Below are 23,880 nucleotides of genomic sequence, written 5' to 3' on the forward strand. Positions count from 1 at the left end.
CCGCGGCACCGAGCGTTCAGCCGGTCGCGGCTGAACGCTCGGGCAACGGCACCGCACGCGCGGCCGCGAGCGCTGAGCGGCCACGCTGCAGGGCTTCGTCACGCTGGCGGAGTTCCAGCGCGATCAGCGCCAGGTAGCCGGACGGGGACTCGCCGGCCTCGCTGGCGTGGACCGCCGCAGTGGCCAGGTAGGCCTCGGCCACCACGGTGTCCTGGAACTCGCCGAGCGCCTCGGTGACTTCTTCCCACGCTTCGGCCAGCGTCTTCGCAGGGTCGCCGAACGCCGGGATCAGGGCTTCGGAGCAGTACCGCGCCGCCTTGGCGGCCTTGCGCACCTCATGCCAGCGGTGCGGATCGTCGTCGGTCTCCGCCGCTCGCTCGGTCAGCCTGCCGACCCGTCTGACAGCCCGCTCCAGCAGCCCGGGCAGGGCGTCGACTCCCGCTGCGCGGGCCGAGCCGCGAACCGGCGGGTCGTCGACGAATCGGGCCAGCCGATCGCGCAGCTGCGGGTAGCGCTCGGTCTGCATCGATTCCACCAGCGCAGCGTGGGCGCGGGCATGGCTCTCGTCCAGGGCCGCCGACAGTCGCTCGGCGACCGGGCCGGCTTCATCGTCGCCGGGCAGGGTGTCGAGCGCGGTCAGCAGCCGCTCCTTGAGCACCTCGGCGTCCCGGGGACCGCCCAGGTGGTCGGCGTGCCAGGCCAGTTCGGCGCGCAGCGCGCGCACCTGCTTGCGCTTGAACAACGAGGCGAACGTCCGCAGCGCGCTGCGCGAACGGCGGGTGGCCACCCGACTGCGGTGGACGGCGTCCGGGGCATCGGCGGCCACGTCGTCGGCCCGGGAGGCGATCACCTCGGCCTGGGTACGCAGATAGTCGATGACGATGCCGGCGGCGGTGCTCATTGATTGCTCGCTGTCTCTTCGGTGCGGACGACGCCCAGGTCGTCGACCACCTCACGGGGCTCGGTCTGCTCGGCCTTGGCCAGCCGGCTGCGTCGCCGGGGCTGCCGTGGCATCGCCTCGTCGTCGGGGCCGAGCGCCGAGCCGAGCAGGATCGGGGTGACCGCGGCGAACGCCCACACCGCCAGGGCGGACGGCGAGCGCAGGGCGAGCGCGATCGGCACCGTGTCCCCCGGCTTGGCCAGGGCGAGCCGCTGATCGAAGGCCTGCCCGCCGAGCACCTCGCCCAGCTGCCAGCAGACCACGCCGGCCAGCAGTCCCAGCCCGGCGGCCAGGAACGCGCAGGGCCAGCCGATCGCCTTGAACCGCCGCCAGGTCGCCACACCCAGCCCGGCCCCGACGACGGCGCCGATCACGGCGTACCAGGCGTCCCCGGCGAAGAACTCGGTGAGTGCCCGCTCGCTGACGGTGGCGGAGCCATCGGCTTGGACGATGTAGGCGGGTGGCCGGACCACCAGCCGCCACAACACCGCGCCGGCGATCCCGGCCACCGCGGCGATGCCCGCCAGGATCAGGGCCGCGGTGCGGTCGTCACGACGAGCCGGAGTCACCGAATCCTCGGCGGTCGGGGACGGCGGGGTGCTCACCCGGTAAGCCTAGTGCTCATGTGCTCACACACGACGGGCCCAGCAATGCCTTGAGGTCGGCCATCAGCGGCGGCGACGGCATCACCCGCAGGGTCTCTTCCAGCTTCCAGACCGTGGTCCGGTTCGAGGTGGTCAGCCGTACCCGCACCTCGGTGGCGCCCGGGTGGCTGGTCAGCACGGTGCGCAACTGCTGGACGACCGCCGGCGTGCAGCGGGCCGCCGGTAGCGAGATCACCACCGGCCCGGACGGGCCTTCGGAGACGTCCGGGAAGCTCACGTCGGTGCCGCGGATCTCGACGCCCTCGTCCTTGCCGACCACCCGGCCCTTGATCCGGACGATGGTGTCGGTGGCCAGCTGCAGGGCGACCAGGTTGTACGCCTTGGGGAACAGCAGCACCTCCACCGAGGCGTCCAGGTCCTCCACGGACAGGATCGCCCACAGGTCGCCGTTCTTGGTCTGCTTGCGGGTGACCTGGGTGATCATCCCGGCGATGGTGGTCTGGATGTCGCGCGGGCCGTCCTCGGCGACGATCTGGCCGATCGAGTGGTCGCGGTTGGCGAGCAGCACGTGCTCCAGCCCAAGCAGCGGGTGGTCGGACACGTACAGGCCGAGCATCTCGCGCTCGAAAGCCAGCCGGATCCGCTTGTCCCACTCCTCGACTGCGGGCACCGGCGAACTGACCAGTGCCTCTCCCCCGCCGAAGTCGCCGAACAGGTCGTCCTGGCCGTTGGCCTGGTTCCGCTTCAGGTCGATCACCTCGTCGACCTTCTGCTCGTAGCACTCCATCAGGGCGCGCCGGGTGTGCCCGAGCGAGTCGAACGCGCCGGCCTTGATCAGCGACTCGATCACCCGCTTGTTGCACACCACCAGCGGCACGTTGTCCAGGAATTCGTTGAAGTCGGACGCCTTGCCGTTGCTCTCGCGGCCCTCGACGATGCCCTTCACCACGTTGTCGCCGACGTTGCGGATGGCGCCCAGCCCGTAGCGGATGTCGCTGCCGACCGGGGTGAACATGCCGTCGGATTCGTTGACGTCGGGCGGCAGCACCTTGATGCCCATCCGGCGGCACTCGGCCAGGTAGATCGCCGATTTGTCCTTGTCGTCCTTCACCGACTGGAGCAGCGCCGCCATGTACTCGGCCGGGTAGTTGGCCTTCAGGTACGCCGTCCAGTACGAGATCAGCCCGTAGGCGGCGGTGTGGGCCTTGTTGAACGCGTAGTCGGAGAACGGCACCAGGATGTCCCAGAGGGCCTTGATCGCCGAAGCGGAGAAGCCGTTGGCCTGCATCCCCCCTTCGAAGTTGACGAACTCGGCCTCGAGCACCTCCTTCTTCTTCTTGCCCATCGCCCGGCGCAGCTCGTCGGCGGCGCCGAGGGTGTAGTTGGCCACCTTCACCGCGATCTGCTGGACCTGCTCCTGGTAGACGATCAGGCCGTAGGTGAGGTCGAGGATCTCGGCGAGCGGCTCGGCCAGCTCGGGGTGGATCGCGGTGATCGGCTGCTTGCCGGTCTTGCGCAGCGCGTAGTTGGTGTGGCTGTTCGCCCCCATCGGGCCCGGCCGGTACAGCGCCAACGCGGCCGAGATGTCCTCGAAGCTGTCCGGCTGCATCTGCCGCAGCAGCACCCGCATGCCGCCGCCGTCCAGCTGGAAGATGCCGAGGGTGTCGCCGGTGGCCAGCAGCTGGTAGGTCGACGGGTCGGTGAGGGTCTTGCTGAGCTCGTCCAGGTCGATGTCGATGCCCTGGTTCGCCTTCACGTTGGCGATCGCGTCGTCCAGGATGGTCAGGTTGCGCAGGCCGAGGAAGTCCATCTTGACCAGGCCCAGCGACTCACAGCTCGGGTAGTCGAACTGGGTGATGATCTGGCCGTCCGACTCCCGCTTCATCACCGGGATGACGTCGAGCAAGGGGGCCGACGACATGATCACCCCGGCGGCATGGACGCCCCACTGCCGCTTCAGGCCCTCGATGCCCATCGCGGTGTCGACGACCTCTTTGACCTCGGGCTCGGACTCGTACAGCGTCCTGAACTCGCCGCCCTCGGCATAGCGGGCGTGTTGCGGGTTGAATACCTCGGGCAGCGGGACGTCCTTGCCCATCACCGGCGGGGTGTAGGCCTTGGTGATCCGCTCGCCCAGGCCGAACGGCTTGCCCAGCACCCGTCCGGCGTCCTTGATCGCCTGCTTGGCCTTGATGGTGCCGTAGGTGACGATCTGGCAGACGTGGTCGTCGCCATACTTCTCGGTGACGTAGCGGATCACCTCGCCGCGGCGACGCTCGTCGAAGTCGATGTCGAAGTCGGGCATCGATGGACGTTCGGGGTTCAGGAAGCGTTCGAAGATCAGTCCGTGCGGAACCGGGTCGAGGTCGGTGATCCGCAGCGCGTAGGCGCACATCGAACCGGCGCCGGAGCCGCGGCCCGGACCGACCCGGATGCCGTTGTTCTTCGCCCAGTTGATGAAGTCGGCGACCACCAGGAAGTATCCCGAATAGCCTTTTCCAGCGATGACCCCGGTCTCGAACTCGGCCTGTTGAATTGCGTAGTCAGGAACGCCTTCGGGGAAGCGGAACTCCAGTCCGCGGCGGACCTCTTTGACGAACCAGGACTCCTCGGTCTCCCCGGCCGGTACCGGGAAGCGGGCCATGTAGGTGCCGGTGCCCTCGTCGAAATGGGTCTCGCAGCGCTCGGCGATGGCCAGCGTGTTGTCGCAGGCCTCGGGCAGTTCCCGCCAGATCTCGCGCATCTCGGCGGGGCTCTTCAGGTAGTAGCCGTTGCCGTCGAATTTGAACCGGTTCGGGGTGTCCCGGTTCGAGCCCGACGACACGCACAGCAGGGTGTCGTGGGCCTCGGCGTCGCCGGCGTGCACGTAGTGCAGGTCGTTGGTGGCGACCAGCGGCAGCTTGAGGTCCTTGGCCAGCCGGAGCAGGTCGTGCCGGACCCGGCGTTCGATGTCGAGGCCGTGGTCCATCAGCTCGCAGTAGAAGTTGCCGGCGCCGAAGATGTCGCGGAACTCGGCGGCCGATTCGACCGCGCGGTCGTACTGGCCGAGTCGCAGGTAGGTCTGCACCTCACCCGAGGGGCAGCCGGTGGTGGCCAGGATGCCCGAGTGGTACTCGTGGAGCAGTTCGCGGTCGGCGCGCGGCTTGTAGAAGAAGCCCTCCTTCGAGCTGCGCGAGCTGAGCCGGAACAGGTTGTGCATCCCCTCCGGACTGGACGCCCACATGGTCATGTGGGTGTAGGCGCCCTTGGACGCCACGTCGTCGCCGGTGCCGTCGCCGAATTGGACGCGCTTGCGCTCGCTGCGGTGCGTCTTGGGGGTGAGGTACGCCTCGAGGCCGATGATCGGCTTCACCGCGGAGCCTTTGGCCGCCTTGTACCACTCGTAGGCGCCGAACAGGTTGCCATGGTCGGTGACCGCCAGGGCCGGCATGCCCATCTGCTCACAGCCCTTGACCAGGTCTTTCAGCCGCGCCGCGCCGTCCAGCATCGAGTACTCGGAATGGCAGTGCAGATGCACGAACCCATCGGCCATCGGCGGTTTCGACCTCCATGAGTCGGGTGTGGACCGGGCGGATCGCCAGGGGAAAGTCCAGCGGAGAGACCCACCCTAACCCCGGCCGCCGACGGTTCCCGACGACACTCGCCGGGCGAGGCGACCTTCACCTGGTCGCGACCAGGGCGGCCCACAGCTCGGCACGCGCCGGGAAGCCGGCCAGGTCGACGCCGAGCAGCTGCTGGGCCTGCGCGACCCGGGTCCGCACGGTGTGCCGATGGACGCCGAGGGCCTGCGCCGCGGTCTCGATCCGGGCGTCGCACTCGAGCCAGACCCGCACCGTGTGCAGCAGCGCGGTCCCGTGCCGCCGGTCGTGCTCGCGCAGCGGGGCCAGCTGCGCTTCGGCGATGGCGGTCGCGTCGGTGCCGGACAGTTGGGCGAGCACGCCGTCCCCGGCGAGTTCGGTGAACCGGGTGACCCGGCCGGCGCCGCCACGGGCGCGCGCGGCCACCGCCTGGGCATGGGCTCCGGAGAAATCCTGGTAGTCGCTCGGCCGCGAGACGCCGACGCCGGCCTCGAACAGCGCGGCGAACTCGTCCAGCAGCGGTTGATCCGCGACGCCGACGACGATCACCAGCCCGTCCGGTCCCTGACCGTGGAAGACCGAGCCGCTCTGCCCCTCCAGCCAGTCGGACGCGACCTGGGCGCGGGTCGCGGGCAGGCTGGCGACCGCCACCACGATGGGTGCCGCCGGCAGCGGCGTCCAGAGCTCGCCGACGACGGGCGCGGCCACGCTGGGATCGTCGCTGAGCAGGCTGCGCACCAGTCCCCCACGCAGCGCCTCGCGGGCCTGGTTGAGCCCGACCGTCTGCTCCAGGGCGAGGCCGGCCATCGCGATCACCGAGGTCAGGACGCCGCGGCCCTCGGCGTCCAGGCCGGTCGCCGCGATGGCGATCGCACCGCGCAGCTGGCCGCCCCGTCCGAGCGTCTGCAGGGTGAAACGCTGCCCGGCAGACTCCAGCGACGACCCGGCGCGGACGCCGCGGCGCAGCATCGCACCGACCTCTCCGGTGACGCCGGTGAGCGCTTCGGCGGCGAGGCCGCCGGCCGGGTGATCGCGGACCAGCGCGCCCGCGGCGTCGAACAGGCCGACCCACGCCCCGAGCTGGCGGCCGAGTTCGGCCAAGGTCGCACCCAGGCCGTCGGGCTGCAGTGCGGCCAGCGAGATGGCCCGTTGGGCGGCGAGCGCCCAGCTGCGCCGGGCATAGGCCTGCGCCGCGACCGCCTCGGCGTTCGCCTGCGCCAGCGCGATGAACGGTGTCCGGTAGGGCACCTCGAACAACGGCATCCGTTCGGCTGCACAGGCTTCGGCCAGCGCGGCCGGGATGCCGTGCCGGACGACCTCGGTGCCGAACCCGAGGCCCCGGACGCCGCGGCGCGCCAGCCGGGCGACGTAGTCCCGATACGGTTCCGGGCCGCCGGCATCGTCGAACTGGGTGCCGGTGGTGAGCAGCAGCAGGTCGTCGGTCAGGAACGGCGTCGGATCCGCCAGATCGGAGCCGTGCACCCAGCGCAGCGGTGCGTCCAGGGCGCCGGGGGCCAGCTCCGCCTCGGACCCGGCCAGGCGCAGACTCAGCTCACGGCGAGTGAGCAGGGCACGCAGGGTGGGTTCTGGTCTAGCAGCCATGACCACCCCCTCGTCGCGCTCGGCGTCTCGGCACGCTCAACCGGCGAGACTCCATATCCTGTACGTCACGTATAGAGACAGCAGGATCATATACACCGCGGCGAGTATCGGCACCGAAAGTACGAACCGTAGGCTCCCGCCATGTCTCTCGGACTCGACACCCCTGTCTCGCTCGGCGGGCCCACGCTGGAGCAGCGCCGCCGCCTCGTCACCTCGATTCCAGGACCCCGTTCTGAGCAGCTGCTGGCCCGCAAGGCGGCCGCGGTCGCCGCCGGGGTCGGACACACCGTGCCCATCGAGGCGGTCGCCGCCGGCGGCGGCGTGGTCGTCGACGCCGACGGCAACTCGCTGATCGACCTGGGTTCCGGCATCGCGGTCACCACCCTCGGCAACGCACACCCCAAGGTCGTCGCGGCGATCGCCGCACAGGCCGCGCAGTTCACCCACACCTGCTTCATGATCTCGCCGTACGAGGGCTACGTCGCGGTCGCCGAGGCGCTCAACCGGCTGACCCCGGGTGATTTCGAGAAGCGCAGCGCGTTGTTCAACTCGGGTGCCGAGGCGGTCGAGAACGCGGTCAAGATCGCCCGCAAATTCACCGGGCGGCAGGCTGTGGTGGCTTTCGATCACGCCTACCACGGCCGCACCAACCTGACCATGGGGCTGACCGCGAAGTCGATGCCCTACAAGAGCGGCTTCGGCCCGTTCGCCGCCGAGATCTACCGGGCGCCGATGTCGTACCCGTACCGGGACGGCCTGACCGGTGCCGAGGCGGCGTCCCGAGCGATCTCGCTGATGGAGAAGCAGATCGGCGCCGACAACCTCGCCGCGGTGATCATCGAACCGATCCAGGGCGAGGGCGGCTTCATCGTGCCGGCCGACGGCTTCCTGCCGGCGATCGTGGACTGGTGCCGGGCCAACGGTGTGGTCTTCGTCGCCGACGAGGTGCAGTCCGGGTTCGGTCGCACCGGGGTGATGTTCGCCAGCGAGCTGTTCGGCATCGTCCCCGACCTGGTCGCCACCGCGAAGGGCATCGCCGGCGGCATGCCGCTGGCCGGGGTGACCGGCCGCGCCGAGATCATGGACGCCCCGCACACCGGCGGACTGGGCGGCACCTACGGCGGCAACCCGGTCGCCTGTGCCGCGGCGCTGGCCGCGATCGAGGCCTTCGAGACCGAGGGGCTGCTGGAGCGCGCCCTCGAGATCGGGACGCTGCTGCGTTCCCGGCTGACCGAGTTGCAGGCGTCCGATCCACGGATCGGCGACGTCCGCGGGCACGGCGCGATGATGGCGATGGAGTTCGCCGACCCGGTCACCCAGGCTCCGGACGCCGCCCTGACCGCCGCCGTCGCCCGGGCCGCGATCGCCGAGGGCGTGATCGTGCTGACCTGCGGCACTTACGGCAACGTGATCCGGTTCCTGCCGCCGCTGACCATCTCGGACGAACTGCTGCACGAGGGCCTCGACATCGTCGCCGCCGCGCTCGCCGCGAACTGATCCGCAAGAGATTCAACGAAGAAGGAGAACCGCGCAATTGAGTGAGATCACCCGTGACGTCGTCATCGTCGGAGCCGGCGTCGCCGGCCTGACAGCGGCCAACGAGCTGACCAAGGCCGGAGCGTCGGTGGCCGTGCTGGAAGCCCGCGACCGGATCGGCGGCCGGCTGTGGACCGACGTCATCGACGGCGCCATGCTCGAGCTCGGTGGCCAGTGGGTCTCCCCCGACCAGGACGCCCTGATCGAAACCATCGACGAACTGGGTCTGGAGACCTACGCACGCTACCGCGAGGGCGATTCGATCTACATCGGCCCGGACGGCGCCCTGGTCCGGTTCACCGGCGACGTCTTCCCGGTGGGTCCCGACACCGCACGGGTGATCGCCGAGCTCACCGAACGCCTGGACGCGATGGTCGCCGAGATCGACCCCGACCGGCCGTGGGCACATCCGCAAGCGGCCGAATGGGATTCGATCTCCTGGGAGGCCTGGCTGCGGGCGCAGAGCGACGACGACGAAGCCGTCCGGAACCTCGCGTTCGCGACCGGCCCGGCCATGCTGACCAAGCCCACCCACGCCTTCTCGCTGCTGCAGTCCCTGCTGATGGCGGCCTCGGCGGGCAGCTACTCGCACCTGGTCGATGCCGATTTCATCCTGGACAAACGGGTCGTCGGCGGGCTTCAGCGGGTGCCGCTGGCGCTGGCCGAACGGCTGGGCGATGACGTGTTCCTGGGCCGGCCGGTGCGCACCCTGGAATGGGGTGACACGGGAGTGACGGCGATCGCCGAGGGCATCACCGTGCATGCCCGGCGGGCGATCCTGGCGCTGGCACCGGTGCTCTACCCGCGGATCTCGTTCGTGCCGCCGCTGCCGCGGCTGCAGCACCAGATGCACCAGCACCTCTCGATGGGTTTCGTGATCAAGGTGCACGCCGTCTACGAACGTCCGTTCTGGCGTGAGCAAGGCCTCTCCGGCACCGCGTTCAGCCCCTATGAGCTCTCTCATGAGGCCTACGACAACACCAACCACGGCGACGAGCGCGGCACCCTGGTCGGCTTCGTCTCCGACCGGAACGCCGACGACCTGTTCCGGCTGAGCGCCGAGGAGCGCAAGCAGCGCATCCTGGAATCGCTCTCGCACTACTACGGGCCGCAAGCCCTCGACCCGGTCGTCTACTACGAGAGCGACTGGGGCAGCGAGGAGTGGACGCGCGGCGCCTACGCCGCCAGCTTCGACCTCGGCGGCCTGCACCGCTACGGCGCCGAGCTGCGCAGCCCGGTCGGCCCGATCCGGTTCGCCTGCAGCGACCTGGCCGGGGCCGGCTACCAGCACGTCGACGGCGCCATCCGGATGGGTCGCCTGGCCGCCCAGCAGATCCTTCAGGAGAACCACGCATGAACCCACCCATCGTCGTCGGCTACACCGCCACCAAACGAGGCCGGGACGCCGTCGCGTTCGCCGCCCGGCTGGCCGCCGCCACCTCGGCTTCGCTGGAGGTCGCCGTCGTTCTGCCCGCCCAGGGCCGCAGCGTCATCACTCCCCCGGACGCCGCCTACGAGCGGCACCTGCACGCCCTGGCGGAGCAATGGCTCGCCGAGGCGATCGGCCAGCTCCCCGGCAGCGTCACCGCGCGGCCGCAGATCCGTCCGGCCGACTCCTTCGCCGAAGGACTGATCGAACTGGCCCATGAGCGCGGCGCGAGCCACATCGTGGTCGGTGCCGGGGGCGGCGGCCTGCGCGGCCGGCACCGGCTGGGCACGACCAGCACCGAGCTTGTCTACTCCTCCGATGTTCCGGTCGTGCTGGTGCCGCGCGGCGCCCGCAAGCTGGCCGCCGACACTCCGATCACCCGGCTCACCGTCGCGGTCAGCCCGCGTCCGACCGGCGACACGGTGGCGGCGGACGCGGCGGCGCTGGCGTCCGCCACCGGGGTGCCGATCCGGTTGCTGTCGCTGCTGGCGGTCGACCTGCCGGCCTCGGCCGACACCGCCGCGAGCCGGCTGGCCCACTCGACGCAGGCGAGCGAGGTGCTCGCCGCGACCAACACCGTGCTGCCCGAAGGCATGGTCGCCGAGGTGGTCGTCGCGGACGGCGACAGCATCGAAGCCGCGGTCGCCGACCTGGACTGGCAGCCCGGCGAGATGCTGCTGGCGGGATCGGGCCGGCTGGCCCAGCCGCGCCGGCTGTTCCTCGGCTCCACCGTCGCCAAGATGCTCCACGAAGTCCCCGTCCCGGTGGTCGTCGTGCCCCGTGACCGCCACCACGAAGGAGCCGGCGCATGACCAACGAGACTTCCACCACCCCCGACTCCGCCGACCACGGACTTTCCCAGAAGGGCCTCAGTGCCGGCAGCGTCGGACTGATCGGTGCCGTCGTGATCGGCATCTCGTGCATCGCGCCGGCCTACACGTTCACCGCGGCGGTCGGACCCACCGCGTCCGTGGTCGGCCTGCAGGTGCCGGCGGTGATCCTGGTCGGTTTCCTGCCGATGTTGCTGGTCGCCTTCGGCTACCGCGAACTCAACCGCGAGATGCCCGATTCGGGCACCTCGTTCACCTGGGCCACCCGGGCTTTCGGCCCGTGGATCGGCTGGATGGCGGGCTGGGGCCTGGTGGCGGCGACGATCCTGGTGCTGTCGAACCTGGCCGGCATCGCGGTGGAGTTCCTGTTCCTGCTGATCTCGCAGCTGACCGGAAACGAATCCATCGCCGACCTCGCCGGTGTCACCTGGATCAACATCGTGGTCTGCCTGCTGTTCATGCTGGGCGCCACCACCATCTCCTACCGCGACATGCAGACCACCCAGAAGCTGCAGTACTTCCTGGTCAGCTTCCAGATGATCGTGCTGCTGTTCTTCGCGATCACCACGATCGTCCAGGCAGTCAACGGGGGCGCTTTCGACTACACGGCCTTCCAGTTCTCCTGGTTCAACCCGTTCGAACTGAGTTCGTTCAGCACCTTCGCGGCCGGCTTGTCGCTGTCGATCTTCATCTTCTGGGGCTGGGACGTCACCCTCACCATGAACGAGGAGACCAAGGACCCGGAGAAGACGCCCGGACGTGCCGCCACCGTCACCGTGTTCACCATCGTCAGCCTCTACCTGCTGCTCGCGGTGGCGATGATCATGTACTCCGGCGTCGGCGACGGCGAACTCGGCCTGGGCAACGTCGAGATCCAGGAGAACGTGTTCTTCCACCTGTCCGGGCCGATCCTGGGACCGCTGGCCTTCCTGGTCTCGCTGGCGGTGCTGACCAGTTCGGCGTCCTCGCTGCAGTCGACCTTCGTGTCGCCGGCCCGGACGCTGCTCGCGATGGGCCACTACGGCGCCTTGTCGCCGAAGTTCGCCGCGGTCAGCCCGCGCTTCTTCACCCCCGGCTACGCGACCATCGCCTCGTCGATCGTCGCTTCGGGGTTCTACGTGGTGATGCGGGTGCTCAGCGAGGACGCGCTGTGGGACACGATCACCGCGCTGGGCATGATGATCTGCTTCTACTACGGGCTGACCGCATTCGCCTGCGTGTGGTACTTCCGCAAGCAGTGGTTCGACTCGGCCCGGTTGTTCTTCTTCACCCTGTTCTGCCCGCTGATCGGCGGGGTGATCCTGCTGGTGCTGTTCTTCACCACGCTCAAGGACTCGATGGATCCGGCCTACGGCAGCGGATCGAACGTCGGCGGCATCGGCCTGGTCTTCATCCTCGGCGTGGCGGTGATCCTGGTGGGGGTGGTCGTGATGATCTGGCAGTCGATCAAGCGTCCGGCGTTCTTCCGCGGCCAGACCCTGTCGATGGACGCCCCCGAGAGCCTGCGAAAGGTACGTCGATGACCAACAACGAGACCGAACTGCTCGCCCAAGTGCCGACCGGGTTGTTCATCGGTGGCGAATGGGTCGATGCCGAGGGCGGCCGGACGTTGCCGGTGCGCGACCCGGCCACCGGCCAGGTGCTGATCGGGATCGCCGACGCCTCGCCCGGCGACGCGCTGCGGGCCTTGGACGCCGCCGTCGCCGCGCAGGAGTCCTGGGCGGCCACCGCGCCGCGCCGGCGCAGCGACATTCTGCGCGGAGCGTTCGACCTGGTCCGCGAGCACGCCGACGACCTGGCCCTGCTGATGACCCTGGAGATGGGCAAGCCGCTGGCCGAGGCCCGCGGCGAGGTGACCTACGGCGGCGAGTTCCTGCGCTGGTTCAGCGAAGAGGCGGTGCGGATCTCCGGCCGCTACGGACTGAACCCCGAAGGCACCGGACGGATGATCGTCTCGCAGCGCCCGGTCGGGCCGTGCCTGTTCGTCACCCCGTGGAACTTCCCGCTGGCGATGGCCACCCGCAAGATCGCGCCCGCGCTGGCGGCCGGCTGCACCGTGGTGATCAAGCCGGCCGAACTGACCCCGCTGACCACGCTCTACTTCGCGAAGCTGCTGGTCGAGGCGGGGCTTCCCGCCGGGGTGGTGAACGTCTACACCACCAGCCGGTCGTCGGACACCTCCGGTCCGCTGATCACCGACCCGCGGCTGCGGAAGCTGTCGTTCACCGGCTCCACCGAGGTCGGACGCCGCCTGCTCGCCCAGGCCGCGGACCGCGTCCTGCGGGTGTCGATGGAGTTGGGTGGCAATGCGCCGTTCCTGGTCTTCGAGGACGCCGACCTCGACAAGGCGGTCGAGGGTGCGATGCTGGCCAAATTCCGCAACATCGGCCAGGCCTGCACGGCCGCCAACCGGTTCTTGGTGCACGAGTCGGTCGCGGACGAGTTCGCCCGCCGGATCACCGCCCGGGTCGCCGAGCTGAAGGTCGGCCGCGGTACCGAGGACGGCGTCCAGATCGGACCGCTGATCGACGACCGGGCGGTCGCGAAGGCCGACGAACTGGTTCAGGACGCCGTCAACCGGGGCGCCACATTGCTCACCGGAGGCACCGCCGTGGACGGCCCCGGCACCTTCTTCGAGCCGACGGTGGTCGCCGGCGTCCAAGACGGCAGCGCGATCCTGCGCGAGGAGATCTTCGGGCCGGTGCTGGCGATCGCCACCTTCGCCGACGAGGACGAGGCCGTCCGGCTGGCCAACGACACCGACTTCGGCCTGGTGTCCTACGCCTTCACCCGCGACCTGGCCCGCGGCCACCGGCTGATCGACCGGTTGGAGACCGGCATGCTGGGCCTCAACGTCGGGGTGGTCTCCAACGCGGCGGCCCCGTTCGGCGGGGTCAAGCAGTCCGGCATCGGCCGCGAGGGCGGCCTCGAAGGCATCCACGAATACCTGTCCACCAAGTACACGCTGATCCCCGCCGACTGAGCGGGAACGAAGGGACGTTCCATGAGCGACTACACCGTCGTCAACCCGGCCACCGGGGAGACCCTGGCCCGTTATCCAGGCTCGACCGACGCCGAGGTCGAAGCCGCCCTCGCCGCCGCGGACGCCGCCTACCGCGACTGGGGACGCAACTCCACCCCCGCCGAGCGGGCCGAGGCGTTGCGGGCGGTGGCCCGGCTGCACCGCGAGCGCCGCGACGAGCTGGCCGCGATCATCGTCCGGGAGATGGGCAAGCCGTTGGAGGCGGCGCTCGGCGAGGTCGATTTCGCCGCCGACATCACCGAGTACAACGCCGACCACGTCGACGACTTCACCGCCGATCAGCCGCTGTCGATCGACGGCGACGGCACCGCGCTGATCCGCCGCTCGCCGCTGGGCGTGCTGCTCGGCATCATGCCGTGGAACTTCCCCTACTACCAGGTGGCCCGGTTCGCGGCGCCGAACCTGGCGGTCGGCAACACCATCCTGCTCAAGCACGCCCCGCAGTGCCCCGAGTCGGCGGCCGCGATCGCGTCCATCTACGCCGACGCGGGCTTCCCGGACGGCGCCTACGCCGACCTGCGGCTGACCAACGACCAGGCCGCCGCCGTCATCGCCGACCCGCGGGTCCAAGGCGTGTCGGTCACCGGCTCGGAGCGGGCCGGCGCGGCGGTCGCCGAGGTCGCCGGCCGCAACCTGAAGAAGGTCGCCCTCGAACTCGGCGGCTCCGACCCGTTCATCCTGCTCAGCACCGACGACCTGGACGCCACCGCGCAGGCCGCCGTCGACGCCCGGCTGGACAACACCGGCCAGTCCTGCAACGCGGCGAAGCGGTTCATCGTGGTGGACGGCCTCTACGACGCGTTCCTGGAGAAGTTCGCCGCCGGGATGGCGGCAGCGACGCTTGGCGACCCGTTCGCCGAGGACACCGTGCTCGGCCCGCTGTCCTCGTTGGCCGCCGCCGAACGGCTGGAGAAGCAGGTGGACGCCGCTCTCGCCCAGGGCGCAACCCGGGTGGTCGGCGGCGACCGGGACGGCGCGTTCTTCCCGGCGACGGTGCTGACCGGCGTCACCCCCGAGATGGACGCCTACCGCGAGGAGTTCTTCGGCCCGGTCGGCGTGGTCTACCGGGTCGCCGACGAGGACGAGGCCGTCCAGGTCGCCAACGCCACCCCGTTCGGCCTCGGCTCGTACGTGTTCACCACCGACGCCGAACAGGCCGAGCGGGTCGCGAACAAGATCGAAGCCGGCATGGTGTACGTGAACCTGGTGCTGGCTGACGAGCCGGCGCTGCCGTTCGGCGGTGTCAAGCGCAGCGGCACCGGACGCGAGCTGGGCCTGCTGGCCGCCGACGAGTTCGTCAACAAGAAGCTGATCCGGGTCGGCGCCTGACCCCAAGAACCCCTCCCTAACTATCTCTGCCCTCCCACCTGTGGGAGGGCAGAGATAGTTAGGGAGGGCCCTTTTGGTCGGCGGTGGTCAGGCTGGCCAGAGGTCGACGACGAATACCTCGATGCCGCGCACGACCTTGCCGGTGCGGTCGTAATGCTCGGTGGCGTAGTCGTCCAGGGACAGTCCGCGGGTGCTCCGGTAGCCGACGGCTACCCGCACCAGGTAGCGCCCGCCGGCCGCCTCGGGCAGCGTCACCGTCTTCTTCCCGGGCAGGCCGTCGATGCTCCATACCCGCAGGTCTCGGTCGTCGAGGGTGATCGGCCAGACGCCCAAGGTCTCCATCAGGACCTCGCCGGGACTCTCCACCGGGGGCGGTTCCGCGAGATAGGCGCTGACCTGAACCTCGGGCGCATGCAGGTCCGCCGCCGACTCGAGATCGATCCGGCCGAGCTGAATGCGCACCGGGCCGTACTGCTCGGGCTCTTCGTCGGCGTAGCTTGCGTCGTCGGTGGCGATCACGATGGTCCGATAGCTGGCGTCCACCTTGCGTTCGATGAGCCGGGCGACCGGGCTGACCGAATCAGCGGACGGAGCATCGGGCCGAACCCGCGCCGAACCGCCACCGCCCCGCCGGGAGCCACTCGGTACGGACGCCGGCCAGAGATCGACGATGAACCGCTCCCATCCGGTGAGCGGCTCACCGACCTGGCGGTGTTCGCGAAGCCGCTCCGCCAGGGTGGCGCCACCCAGGTCCGGATAGCTGGCCACGACCCGCAGCCAGTACCTGCCGTCCGGTGTCTTGGGCAGCCGCAGTCGCGGTCCTCGGGCCTGATAGACCGCGTCGCTCCAGAATTCGAGCGTGCGACGCTTGAAGCGCACCGGCCAGGTGCCGAGCGGCACGGTTGTCCCTTCGGCTGTCGGCTCCGATGGCGGCGGTTCGGACGTGTAGGCGCTCAGCTGGATTTCCGGCCGATGATCGTGGGCGGCCGATACCAGTCCGATCCGTCCCGGCTGAACCCGGACCCGGCCGCGGTCGCGTCCCCAGGCGTCGCGCAGGGCCGCCCGGACACCGGCTATCTCGATCGGTCCGTAGCCGGCGCCGATCCGCTCTTCGACGACCCGACCGTAGAGTCCGGCCGGCTCGTCCGCTTCGTCGCTCGACCACAACTCGCGGTACCCAGGCGGCCTTACCGGCTCCTCGAAGGACAACGCCCAGCTGCTGGGCAGCCGCGCCGCGAACGGGTCGGGCCAGAACTCGACCAGAAAGCGCTCGCCACCCTCCCGGCGGTCGACCGAGACCCGCAGCACGTACTGGCATCCCCTCGAATGCGGGAGCCGCAACAGTTCGGCGTCCCCGCTTTCCAGGTCACCGCCCCACACCTCGACAGTGCGTCGCCGGAAGGTCGTCCGCCAGCTGCCCAGGGTCTCCATCGGCGCGCTGGGCCCGCGATCGACCGGCGCCGGCGGGGCGTCGTATGCCCTCAGCTCCACCTCGGGCGGGTGATCATCTCCGGTGCAGACCAGGCCCACCCGGCCACGCTGGACCCGGACGGGTCCGCGATTCTCTCCCCAGTCGTCGCGGAAAGCCGCCTCCCAGTCCTCGGCCAGCTCGATGACTCCGTCCCGCGCGTTCAGCTCACGCTCAACCGTGTGACCCACGAGAGTCGCCGGCGGGCGACCATCGTCCATCCCGGACGACGCAGCGCCACGACCCGCGAATATGGCCGCACCCAAGCGATTCGACATGTCACGCCAATCGCTTCCGAGCATCACTCACACCTGCGCCAGCGCCTGGTCCAGATCCGCCCAGAGGTCCTCGACGTCCTCAAGTCCGACCGACAGCCGGACCAGCGAGTCCGGCACGGTCTCCGGCTCGGACGCGATCCGCCGCCGCCGCTCCAGCAGCGACTCCACCCCGCCCAGGCTGGTCGCCGGCACCCACAGCTGCACTCCGTGCACCAGGCGCTCGGCGGCGTCGATCCCCCCGACCGGCTCCAGTGCGAGCATGGCGCCGAAGCCGCGCATCTGCCGGCGGGCCAGGTCGTGACCGGGGTCGTCGACCAGCCCCGGATAGCGCACCCGGTCAATCGCCGGATGCGCGTTCAGCCGCTCGGCGAGCACCCCGGCGGTGGCCTGCTGGCGCTCTAGCCGGACCGACAGCGTCCGCAGGCCCCGCAACACCAGCCAGGCCTCCATCGGGCCGAGAATCGACCCCTGCATGGTGCGATACGACTGCAGCCGGTTCAGCAACTCCTCGTCGCGGGTCACCAGCGCCCCGGCAACGACGTCGGAGTGACCGGAGAGGTACTTGGTCGCCGAATGCAGCACCACCGAGGCGCCCAGATCGAGCGGATTCTGCAGCAGCGGGGTGGCGAAGGTGTTGTCGACGCCGATCCGGACGCCGGACGCCGCGGCACCCTCGGCGAGGGTGACCAGGTCGGCGACCTGCAGCAGCGGATTGGTCGGCGACTCCAGGATCAGCCAATCGGCGCCGGGCAGGGCGGCCAGCACGGCGTCGGTGTCGGCGATGTCGACGGTGCTGAGCGAGATCCGGCCGGCGGCGGCCAGCTGCCGGGCCAGCGCCAGCATGGTGTTGTAGGCGCTGTCCGCCATCACCAGCCGGCCACCTGGTTCGATCAGGTCGAACAGCGCCGCGCCGGCCGCCATCCCGGAGGCGAAGCACAGCGCCGTGCCGTGCTCGAGGACGCCGATCGCGTCCTCCAGCGCGCGCCAGGTCGCGTTGTTGCTGCGGCCGTAGACGCCGATATCGGTGGCGCCGAGCGGTCCGCTGGACAGGTAGGTCGAGGTCAACTCGATCGGTGGGCTGACCGGTGCCCCGGTCTGGTGCGCCGGGCGTCCGGCGATCACCGCCCAGGTATCCGCAGACCAATCGCCGCTCATGCTGTCGTCCTCTCCTCGGCGTCCCACCAGCGCAGCACGCGGGTGGCGTACAGGGTCAGCCACGGTGACGGCTCCCCCACCGGGACATCCACTGCGAACCACTCCTGCCCGCGGTGGTGGACGTCCTGGCGCCAGCTGCCGTCCGGTTGCCGCTTGGAACGTACCAGTCCGACCGCCTCGGCCAGCCGCGGATCAGGACCGGTGCCGTCCAGGGCGGCGGCGCGCCGGAAGTGGTCCAGGGCGCTCAGCGCGGTGTACTTCCACCGGAACGGGTAGCCGAATGAGCCCACCCAGTCGCCGATCGGCTCGCCGGTGGAGAGGCGGTACAGCAACCGGCGGCTGAGCAGGTACTCCTCGGCCGGACGCCGCAGCGCCGCGAGCCCCTCGTCGTCGCCGAAGTGTGCCTGCCGGTAACGCAGCGCCTCCAGAACATGCAGCGTCGAGTGCACCGACGAACGGACCGAGCCGTTCTCCCACTCGCAGTTCCAGCCGCCGTCGCTCAGCTGATGCTCGGCGAACCAGGCGAGCAGGCCGGTCACGTCGGCACCCAGCCAGGTGCCGGTGGCCAGCGTGTAGCCGTTGATGCAGCAGTCCACCTCGCCGCCCCAGTACGGCAGGTCGTCGTACTCCCAACGCGAGTTCCGGGCCAGCTTCTCCGCGGTCCCGGCCAGCACGGACGCGTCCACACCCCACTCGCGGAGCATCTTCAGCGTCCAGGTGGTCGCCGTCCAGGGCTGACCCTGCTGGCCCTCGCGCCACGCCGTGGGGTGACCGGACGCCGGAAAGTATGCCCCGCCCGCCCACTGTCCGTCGGCGTCCTGGAGTGCGAGCAGGCGCGCTCCCAAGCCCTGGGTGGTGACTCGGGCCCGGGTCGCTTTCCACACTGTTTCGTCGGCGCCGGCGAGGTCGCGTTCCACCTGCCAGCGCAGGGCCGGATCAGTGGCCAGGAGCCAGTCGATCGGGTTGATCGGATCGGACATGGCGGCACTCTAGTGCCCGGTCGCTCGGCGAGCCTCAGAGCAGATCGACGAGCTTGGTCACCGTGTTGACGTTCCGGGCGGTCACGATCCGCGGCTTGACCAGGCTGGGCAGCCTCGCCGCCAGCTTGGACGTGCCGATGCCGTCCACGCAGTCCAGCCAGACCTCGGTCCCGGCGATCTGGATGCGCTCATGAACCGCCACCTTCTCGAGCCGCTCAGCGAGCCCGGCCGGTGCGGCGGCGTCCAGGAAGCAGATCAGGACCTGCGAGCCCTTGCCGTCGGCGAACGGGTTGTCGTCGAGCAGTGTCTGCAGCTGGGACTTGGACCGCAGCAGCACCTCGACGGCGAAGCCGGCGTGCTCCTTGATCGCCTTCTCCAGCTGTTCCCGGACCGCCGCCTGAGCGCCGGATGCGCTGAACACCACGTTGCCGGACGCCAGCAGTGTCTTCACTTCGGTGAACCCGGCCTCGTCCGCGACCCGGCGCAGATCGGCCATCGCCAGCTTGCGGCCCCCGACGTTGACCGCCCGCAGCAGTCCCGCCCAACGCTTCGTCGCCATCGCCCCATCATGGGCGAGAACGGCGCGTCGCGCACGGGGCCCACTCTCACAGGCGCCCATCCCTCAACGGAACACTTGCCGCATACCTGCCCTCATGCCAGCATTCTTGCCGTAGAAATCGGCGAAAGGAACGAAATATGCGCAGAGTCAGCCTGATCGGCGTACCCACGGACATCGGCGCGTCCACCATCGGCGGCCGGATGGGTCCGCAGGGACTCAGGGTGGCGGGTATCGCGCAGGCATTGGAGGCGTTCGGCTGCGACGTCCGTGATGTCGGCGATCTGACTGGCCCGGACAATCCGCAGCAGGCGCCGGTCGACGGCTACCGCCATCTGCCCGAGGTGGTCGAGTGGAACCGGGCGCTGTACGACGCGATGACCACCGAACTCGCCGACGGCCGGACGCCGATCGTGCTGGGCGGCGACCACTGTCTGGGCATCGGCTCGATCGCCGCCGTCGCCGATCACTGCCGGCGGGTGGGCAGGAAGCTCCGGGTGATCTGGGTGGACGCCCACGCCGACTTCAACACCGCCGAACTGACCCCTTCGGGCAACATCCACGGGATGCCCGTCGCCTGCCTGACCGGGCACGGCCCCGACCAGTTGACCCGGATCGGCGAGCACTTCCCGGCGATGGCGCCGGACGAGATCCGGCAGATCGGCCTGCGCAGCGTCGACCCGGGCGAGAAGCGGTTCCTCCGCGAGCAGGGCATCGAGGTGTTCGACATGCGCTACCTGGACGAGATCGGCATGCGGGCGACCATGCAGCGCGCACTGGACGGGGTGGACGACAATACTCACGTGCATCTGTCCCTCGACCTGGACTTCGTCGATCCGGCGATCGCCCCCGGGGTCGGTACGCCGGTGGTCGGCGGCCCCACCTACCGCGAGGTGTCGCTGTGCATGGAGATGCTGGCCGACACCGGCCAGCTGGCCTCCATCGACCTGGTCGAGGTGAACCCGGCGCTCGACGTCCGCAACGCGACCGCCGAGCTGGCCGTCGACCTGGTCGAATCCCTGTTCGGCAAGAGCACCCTGCTGAGGCTGCATGCGAGCGCCATCGACTGAGGCCGAGCTCGCCGAATCCGCGTGGCGCCCGCTCGCTGAGCGCCACGCGGCCAGGGTGCGCGCCTGGACCGATCCGCACCTCGAGCGTCGATCGCGCAACCAGCGACACCCGGTCGAGGACTTCCTCTGGGAGTACTACTCGTACTCCCCCAAAGCATTGCGGAGCTGGCATCCGGGCTGGGGGGTCGTGCTGCGCGGCGACGTGGCCGGGTTCACCGCCGTCCGTGGTTTCTGGGTGGACGGCGACCGTGCCTTCGTCGATCCCGCGCTGGCCGGACGCCGCGCCGAGCAGCTGCGCTGGATCCGCGGCCTGCTGGCCGCCACCGAGAGCCGTCCGGCGCGACTGGGCTGTTTCGGGCTGCACGAGTGGGCGATGGTCTACTGCAGCCGTCCGGACCAGCTGCGGCACACCCAGCTGCCGCTGCGGCTCGGCCCGGACGGCACCGACGCCGTCGTCGAGAGCCACCGGATCACCTGCACCCACTACGACGCCTACCGCTTCTTCACCCCCGCGGCGGTGGAACTGAACACCCGCCGGCCCACCCTGGCCGACCGGGTCGACAACGAGCAACCCGGCTGCCTGCACGCCCAGATGGACGTCTACAAGTGGGCGCACAAGCTGGCGCCGTTCACCTCGGCCGACCTGATCGCCGACTGCTTCGCGCTCGCGCGGGAGATCCGCGTGCTCGACATGCGCGCCTCGCCCTACGACCTGACCGGCTGGGGATACCCGCCGGTCGCCATCGAAACCGCCGCCGGCAAGTCCGAATACATCCAGGCGCAGCGGGATTTCGGCGACCGGGCCAATGCGCTGCGCCGGCGGTTGATCACGGTCTGCGACGCGGTGCTCGAACCGGCCACGTCCAGTTGACCGGCGAGATCATTCGACCGGATGATTAACCCCGTGGGAACGGCGCTGGATGATTCGAAGTTGCATTGCACGGTCGCCGAACTGTTCACTCCGCGGGCCAAGCGCCAACGCTGGCTGGACGTCGAGGCAGCGCTCGCCCGGGCGGAAGCAGACGCCGGGCTGGTCCCTGGGGCGGCCGCGGAGGCCATCATGTCCGTCGCCCGCCTGGACCTACTCGACTACGACGCCCTGCTCGCCGCCGAAGCGGCGGCTGGACATGTGATGGTGCCGCTGGTCAACGCGCTCGCCGAAGCCGTCGGGGCCGAGCACGGTGGCTGGGTGCACTGGGGTGCCACCACGCAGAACATTCAACAGTCCGGCGACACGGTCGGCGTCGCCCGCGCGCACCGCATCCTGGTGAATCGGCTGCGCCGGGTGCTCGTTGCCCTCGCTGACCTCGCCGATACCCACGCGGAGACCCTGATGGCCGGCCGGACCCACGGTCAGCACGCCGTCCCGATCACCTTCGGCTACAAGGCTGCGGTCTGGGCCGACCTGATCGGACGGCACCTGGCGCGACTGCAACAGGCCGAGCCGCGGCTGTTCGTGGCGATGCTGGGCGGCGCGGCCGGTACCTTCGCCACCTTCGGTACGGCCGGCCCGGACGTCCAGCAGCGGTTCGCCGAGCAGTTGGGTCTGGCGCCGATGCCCATTCCGTCGCGGGCGATGGTCGACCATCTCGCGGAGTGGGTGTGCCTGCTGGGCATGGTGGCTGCCACCGCGCAATCCATCGCCGAGGAGGTGATCCGGCTGATGGCGTCCGAGTTCGGCGAGGTCTCCGAGTCGCTGGCGGCCACCGATGTGGGCAGTTCGACGATGCCGCAGAAGCGCAACGCGAAGCTGTCGATGGGCATCGTCACCGCGGCGGCGCAGGCTCGGGCGTTGGTGCCGCTGGCACTGGAGGCGACCGTGCAGGCCCACGAGGTCGACGGCGCCCGGTCGGCCATGATGGACCGTGCGATCGAAGGCTCCGCCACCCTGCTGGACGACATCCTGGACCGGCTGGAGCGACTGCTCGCCGGACTCGAGATCCACCCCGAGCGGATGCGGGCGAATCTCGACCTGACCGGTGGCCTGATCAGCGCTGAGGCGGTGATGATGCGGCTGGCCGAGGTGCTCGGACGGCAACGAGCGCACGCCGTCGTCCACCACGCCGCCCGGGAGTCGGCGCTCAACGGCGACGACTTCGCCGCCGTCCTGGCCCGGGAACCTGCGGTGGCGGCGACGCTCAGCGATGCCGAGATTCAGGCGCTGCTCGACCCGGCCCGGCATGTCGGGCTGAGCGCCGAGTTGGCCCGGCAGACCGCCGCCCGGGTCCCCGAGGCTAGCGGCGGGCGTCCATCACCTGCGGCAGGTTGAGGCTCAGCAGGACCCGGTCGGCAGTGATCAGCGAGGCGCGTTCGACCGACGCCTGGGCAAGCAGCAACCGGTCGAACGGATCATGCCGAAGCAGCTCGGGAAACCCGGCGACCGCGGCCGCGTGGTCGGCGTCCAAAGCGATCAGGGTCAGTCCGGATCGCTCCAGTTGTCGGGCGACGTCGTCGGGCACATCCAGGCGGCCCAGCATCTTCTTGATCGTGATCTCGGCGATCGAGACCGCCGAGAACCCAACCGTATCGGCGTCCGAGATCGCCTGTCTGGCGCGGTCGCCGATCCGCTCCGGCGCGAACAGCAGCCACAGTGCCACCTGGGTGTCGAGCAGGATCACCCGTCGACCTCCAGGTCTCCACTCCATAGCGCCCGTACCTCGGCATCTGACGCCTCGAAGGCCGCGTCATCGATGACCACCTGTCCGCTGCCGCCGCCGAACACGATGTCGGAACGCCGGATCGCCACCAACTCCACCAGCGGCCGTCCCGCCCTGGCGATGGTGATGCGTTCACCCGCCTGGGCACGTTCGACCAGACGCGAGAGGTGCGTCTTCGCTTCCTGGATGTTGACGGTCGCCATCGCGCCAGCGTACCTGGCTCAACCAGACCAGACCAGACTCAGTCGTCCACGAGTTCGGACGCGGCCACCTCGGCGGGGGTCGGGCCCTTGATGTAGCTGGCCGCGCTGACCGTGCCGCCACGGGAGATGTTGGTGTCCGCGGCCGGAGCGATGTCGGTGTTCTGACAGCTGACCCCCAGCCACGTCCCGTCGGCCAGCTTGACCAGGGTGGCACTCAGCACCCCGCGTCGCGGATCCACCGGCTCGCCGTCGGGGTCCACCTGCCCGGAGACCTGCCAGCGGGCAATCACCACGGCCGCGTCGTCACCGAGCAGGCGCTGGCTCACGTCCAGCAGTTCGAGCTTCGCGCTGGGGAAGGCGTGGGTGAAGCCGAAGCGCTGCGCCTTGACGATCGAGCGTCGTCCGGTCCAATGCAGGCCGACCACGTTGACGAAGTCGGCGTCGTCGACGAAGAGCCGTCCGATCGCCTCGGCGTCCTTGTCGTCCCAGGCTCGGACGAACTCCGTGATCAGGTCCGTCGGCACCCTCAGCGGCGGGTCCATCGGCGTCCCGGCCGGGAACGGCAGATAGCTCAGCTCGCGGGCCCGCTTGAGCAGCTTCTTCAGTTTCGCCATGACTTCC

General features: G+C 70.0%; 20 protein-coding genes. 9 read left to right on the forward strand and 11 right to left on the reverse strand.

The window, feature by feature from the left end; genetic code table 11:
* Nucleotides 1-16: 16 nt before the first annotated feature.
* The 4 genes from QM711_RS03365 to QM711_RS03380 all read right to left on the reverse strand — a co-directional run bounded on the left by QM711_RS03365 (nt 17) and on the right by QM711_RS03380 (nt 6,725).
* Nucleotides 17-901 (reverse strand): CHAD domain-containing protein, encoded by an 885-nt coding sequence (locus QM711_RS03365; RefSeq protein ID WP_415096293.1) that lies wholly within the window; start codon nt 899-901, stop codon nt 17-19.
* A complete protein-coding gene (locus QM711_RS03370) occupies nt 898-1,545 on the reverse strand; it encodes a hypothetical protein (RefSeq protein ID WP_415096294.1) in 648 nt (215 codons plus the stop codon). Before QM711_RS03370 ends, QM711_RS03365 begins: the two co-directional genes overlap by 4 nt.
* Nucleotides 1,546-1,561: 16 nt before the next feature.
* Nucleotides 1,562-5,077, reverse strand: a complete 3,516-nt coding sequence (gene dnaE, locus QM711_RS03375) for a DNA polymerase III subunit alpha (RefSeq protein ID WP_415096295.1) — start codon at nt 5,075-5,077, stop codon at nt 1,562-1,564.
* 127 nt (nt 5,078-5,204) lie between these two features.
* Nucleotides 5,205-6,725: a PucR family transcriptional regulator ligand-binding domain-containing protein gene (locus QM711_RS03380; RefSeq protein WP_415096296.1), complete on the reverse strand. Its 1,521-nt coding sequence runs from the start codon at nt 6,723-6,725 to the stop codon at nt 5,205-5,207.
* 141 nt (nt 6,726-6,866) lie between these two features.
* Between QM711_RS03380 and gabT the strand changes: the two genes are divergently transcribed.
* From gabT to QM711_RS03410, 6 genes are read left to right on the forward strand one after another with little or no spacing between them, the layout of a single operon-like run.
* Entirely contained in the window at nt 6,867-8,222 is a 1,356-nt protein-coding gene (gabT, locus tag QM711_RS03385; protein ID WP_415096297.1) for a 4-aminobutyrate--2-oxoglutarate transaminase, read from the forward strand.
* A gap of 10 nt (nt 8,223-8,232) precedes the next feature.
* Nucleotides 8,233-9,618 carry a flavin monoamine oxidase family protein gene (locus tag QM711_RS03390; RefSeq protein WP_415096884.1) on the forward strand — a complete coding sequence of 462 codons (1,386 nt, stop codon included), beginning with the start codon at nt 8,233-8,235 and terminating at the stop codon, nt 9,616-9,618.
* Nucleotides 9,615-10,502, forward strand: coding sequence for a universal stress protein (locus tag QM711_RS03395; RefSeq protein WP_415096298.1), 888 nt, complete (start codon nt 9,615-9,617; stop codon nt 10,500-10,502). Before QM711_RS03390 ends, QM711_RS03395 begins: the two co-directional genes overlap by 4 nt.
* Nucleotides 10,499-12,043 carry an APC family permease gene (locus QM711_RS03400; protein WP_415096299.1) on the forward strand — a complete coding sequence of 515 codons (1,545 nt, stop codon included), beginning with the start codon at nt 10,499-10,501 and terminating at the stop codon, nt 12,041-12,043. Before QM711_RS03395 ends, QM711_RS03400 begins: the two co-directional genes overlap by 4 nt.
* Nucleotides 12,040-13,503 carry an NAD-dependent succinate-semialdehyde dehydrogenase gene (locus QM711_RS03405; protein ID WP_415096300.1) on the forward strand — a complete coding sequence of 488 codons (1,464 nt, stop codon included), beginning with the start codon at nt 12,040-12,042 and terminating at the stop codon, nt 13,501-13,503. Before QM711_RS03400 ends, QM711_RS03405 begins: the two co-directional genes overlap by 4 nt.
* A 21-nt stretch (nt 13,504-13,524) precedes the next feature.
* Nucleotides 13,525-14,892 (forward strand): NAD-dependent succinate-semialdehyde dehydrogenase, encoded by a 1,368-nt coding sequence (locus tag QM711_RS03410; protein WP_415096301.1) that lies wholly within the window; start codon nt 13,525-13,527, stop codon nt 14,890-14,892.
* 87 nt (nt 14,893-14,979) lie between these two features.
* On the opposite strand, the gene QM711_RS03415 is transcribed toward QM711_RS03410, so the two are convergent.
* The 4 genes from QM711_RS03415 to QM711_RS03430 all read right to left on the reverse strand — a co-directional run bounded on the left by QM711_RS03415 (nt 14,980) and on the right by QM711_RS03430 (nt 19,332).
* Nucleotides 14,980-16,551: a hypothetical protein gene (locus QM711_RS03415; RefSeq protein WP_415096302.1), complete on the reverse strand. Its 1,572-nt coding sequence runs from the start codon at nt 16,549-16,551 to the stop codon at nt 14,980-14,982.
* Nucleotides 16,552-16,665: 114 nt separating this feature from the next.
* Nucleotides 16,666-17,793, reverse strand: a complete 1,128-nt coding sequence (locus QM711_RS03420) for a trans-sulfuration enzyme family protein (protein WP_415096303.1) — start codon at nt 17,791-17,793, stop codon at nt 16,666-16,668.
* Nucleotides 17,790-18,773 (reverse strand): squalene cyclase, encoded by a 984-nt coding sequence (locus tag QM711_RS03425; RefSeq protein ID WP_415096304.1) that lies wholly within the window; start codon nt 18,771-18,773, stop codon nt 17,790-17,792. The genes QM711_RS03420 and QM711_RS03425 overlap by 4 nt, the downstream gene beginning before the upstream one ends.
* Nucleotides 18,774-18,807: 34 nt before the next feature.
* Nucleotides 18,808-19,332: a DUF1697 domain-containing protein gene (locus QM711_RS03430; protein WP_415096305.1), complete on the reverse strand. Its 525-nt coding sequence runs from the start codon at nt 19,330-19,332 to the stop codon at nt 18,808-18,810.
* Between the two features lie 137 nt (nt 19,333-19,469).
* On the opposite strand from QM711_RS03430, the gene rocF reads away from it, so the two are divergent.
* The 3 genes from rocF to QM711_RS03445 are packed head-to-tail and all read left to right on the forward strand — an operon-like array spanning nt 19,470 to nt 22,668.
* Nucleotides 19,470-20,399 (forward strand): arginase, encoded by a 930-nt coding sequence (gene rocF, locus QM711_RS03435; protein WP_415096306.1) that lies wholly within the window; start codon nt 19,470-19,472, stop codon nt 20,397-20,399.
* Nucleotides 20,380-21,270 (forward strand): 3-methyladenine DNA glycosylase, encoded by an 891-nt coding sequence (locus QM711_RS03440; RefSeq protein ID WP_415096307.1) that lies wholly within the window; start codon nt 20,380-20,382, stop codon nt 21,268-21,270. The genes rocF and QM711_RS03440 overlap by 20 nt, the downstream gene beginning before the upstream one ends.
* 33 nt (nt 21,271-21,303) lie before the next feature.
* The gene (locus tag QM711_RS03445) at nt 21,304-22,668 is read left to right on the forward strand and encodes a lyase family protein (RefSeq protein WP_415096308.1); all 1,365 of its coding nucleotides are present in this window, start codon (nt 21,304-21,306) and stop codon (nt 22,666-22,668) included.
* Here QM711_RS03445 and QM711_RS03450 read toward each other — a convergent pair.
* The 3 genes from QM711_RS03450 to QM711_RS03460 are packed head-to-tail and all read right to left on the reverse strand — an operon-like array spanning nt 22,634 to nt 23,873.
* Complete coding sequence (locus tag QM711_RS03450; protein ID WP_415096309.1) at nt 22,634-23,017, reverse strand: type II toxin-antitoxin system VapC family toxin; 384 nt, start codon at nt 23,015-23,017, stop codon at nt 22,634-22,636. The genes QM711_RS03445 and QM711_RS03450 overlap by 35 nt on opposite strands.
* Nucleotides 23,014-23,259 (reverse strand): type II toxin-antitoxin system Phd/YefM family antitoxin, encoded by a 246-nt coding sequence (locus tag QM711_RS03455; RefSeq protein ID WP_415096310.1) that lies wholly within the window; start codon nt 23,257-23,259, stop codon nt 23,014-23,016. The genes QM711_RS03450 and QM711_RS03455 overlap by 4 nt, the downstream gene beginning before the upstream one ends.
* Nucleotides 23,260-23,297: 38 nt before the next feature.
* Nucleotides 23,298-23,873: an SgcJ/EcaC family oxidoreductase gene (locus QM711_RS03460; RefSeq protein ID WP_415096311.1), complete on the reverse strand. Its 576-nt coding sequence runs from the start codon at nt 23,871-23,873 to the stop codon at nt 23,298-23,300.
* Nucleotides 23,874-23,880 lie beyond the last annotated feature (7 nt).

The organism is Micropruina sp., from assembly GCF_047602385.1.
In the GTDB taxonomy this organism is placed as follows: Bacteria; Actinomycetota; Actinomycetes; order Propionibacteriales; family Propionibacteriaceae; genus Micropruina.

What these genes read in the sequence shown, in the direction of transcription:
- QM711_RS03365 (WP_415096293.1), bottom strand. Translation starts at nt 901, where the DNA reads ATGAGCACCGCCGCCGGCATCGTCATCGACTATCTGCGTACCCAGGCC.
- dnaE (WP_415096295.1), bottom strand. Translation starts at nt 5,077, where the DNA reads ATGGCCGATGGGTTCGTGCATCTGCACTGCCATTCCGAGTACTCGATG.
- QM711_RS03380 (WP_415096296.1), bottom strand. Translation starts at nt 6,725, where the DNA reads ATGGCTGCTAGACCAGAACCCACCCTGCGTGCCCTGCTCACTCGCCGT.
- gabT (WP_415096297.1), top strand. Translation starts at nt 6,867, where the DNA reads ATGTCTCTCGGACTCGACACCCCTGTCTCGCTCGGCGGGCCCACGCTG.
- QM711_RS03395 (WP_415096298.1), top strand. Translation starts at nt 9,615, where the DNA reads ATGAACCCACCCATCGTCGTCGGCTACACCGCCACCAAACGAGGCCGG.
- QM711_RS03400 (WP_415096299.1), top strand. Translation starts at nt 10,499, where the DNA reads ATGACCAACGAGACTTCCACCACCCCCGACTCCGCCGACCACGGACTT.
- QM711_RS03405 (WP_415096300.1), top strand. Translation starts at nt 12,040, where the DNA reads ATGACCAACAACGAGACCGAACTGCTCGCCCAAGTGCCGACCGGGTTG.
- QM711_RS03410 (WP_415096301.1), top strand. Translation starts at nt 13,525, where the DNA reads ATGAGCGACTACACCGTCGTCAACCCGGCCACCGGGGAGACCCTGGCC.
- QM711_RS03420 (WP_415096303.1), bottom strand. Translation starts at nt 17,793, where the DNA reads ATGAGCGGCGATTGGTCTGCGGATACCTGGGCGGTGATCGCCGGACGC.
- QM711_RS03425 (WP_415096304.1), bottom strand. Translation starts at nt 18,773, where the DNA reads ATGTCCGATCCGATCAACCCGATCGACTGGCTCCTGGCCACTGATCCG.
- QM711_RS03430 (WP_415096305.1), bottom strand. Translation starts at nt 19,332, where the DNA reads ATGGCGACGAAGCGTTGGGCGGGACTGCTGCGGGCGGTCAACGTCGGG.
- rocF (WP_415096306.1), top strand. Translation starts at nt 19,470, where the DNA reads ATGCGCAGAGTCAGCCTGATCGGCGTACCCACGGACATCGGCGCGTCC.
- QM711_RS03440 (WP_415096307.1), top strand. Translation starts at nt 20,380, where the DNA reads ATGCGAGCGCCATCGACTGAGGCCGAGCTCGCCGAATCCGCGTGGCGC.
- QM711_RS03455 (WP_415096310.1), bottom strand. Translation starts at nt 23,259, where the DNA reads ATGGCGACCGTCAACATCCAGGAAGCGAAGACGCACCTCTCGCGTCTG.
- QM711_RS03460 (WP_415096311.1), bottom strand. Translation starts at nt 23,873, where the DNA reads ATGGCGAAACTGAAGAAGCTGCTCAAGCGGGCCCGCGAGCTGAGCTAT.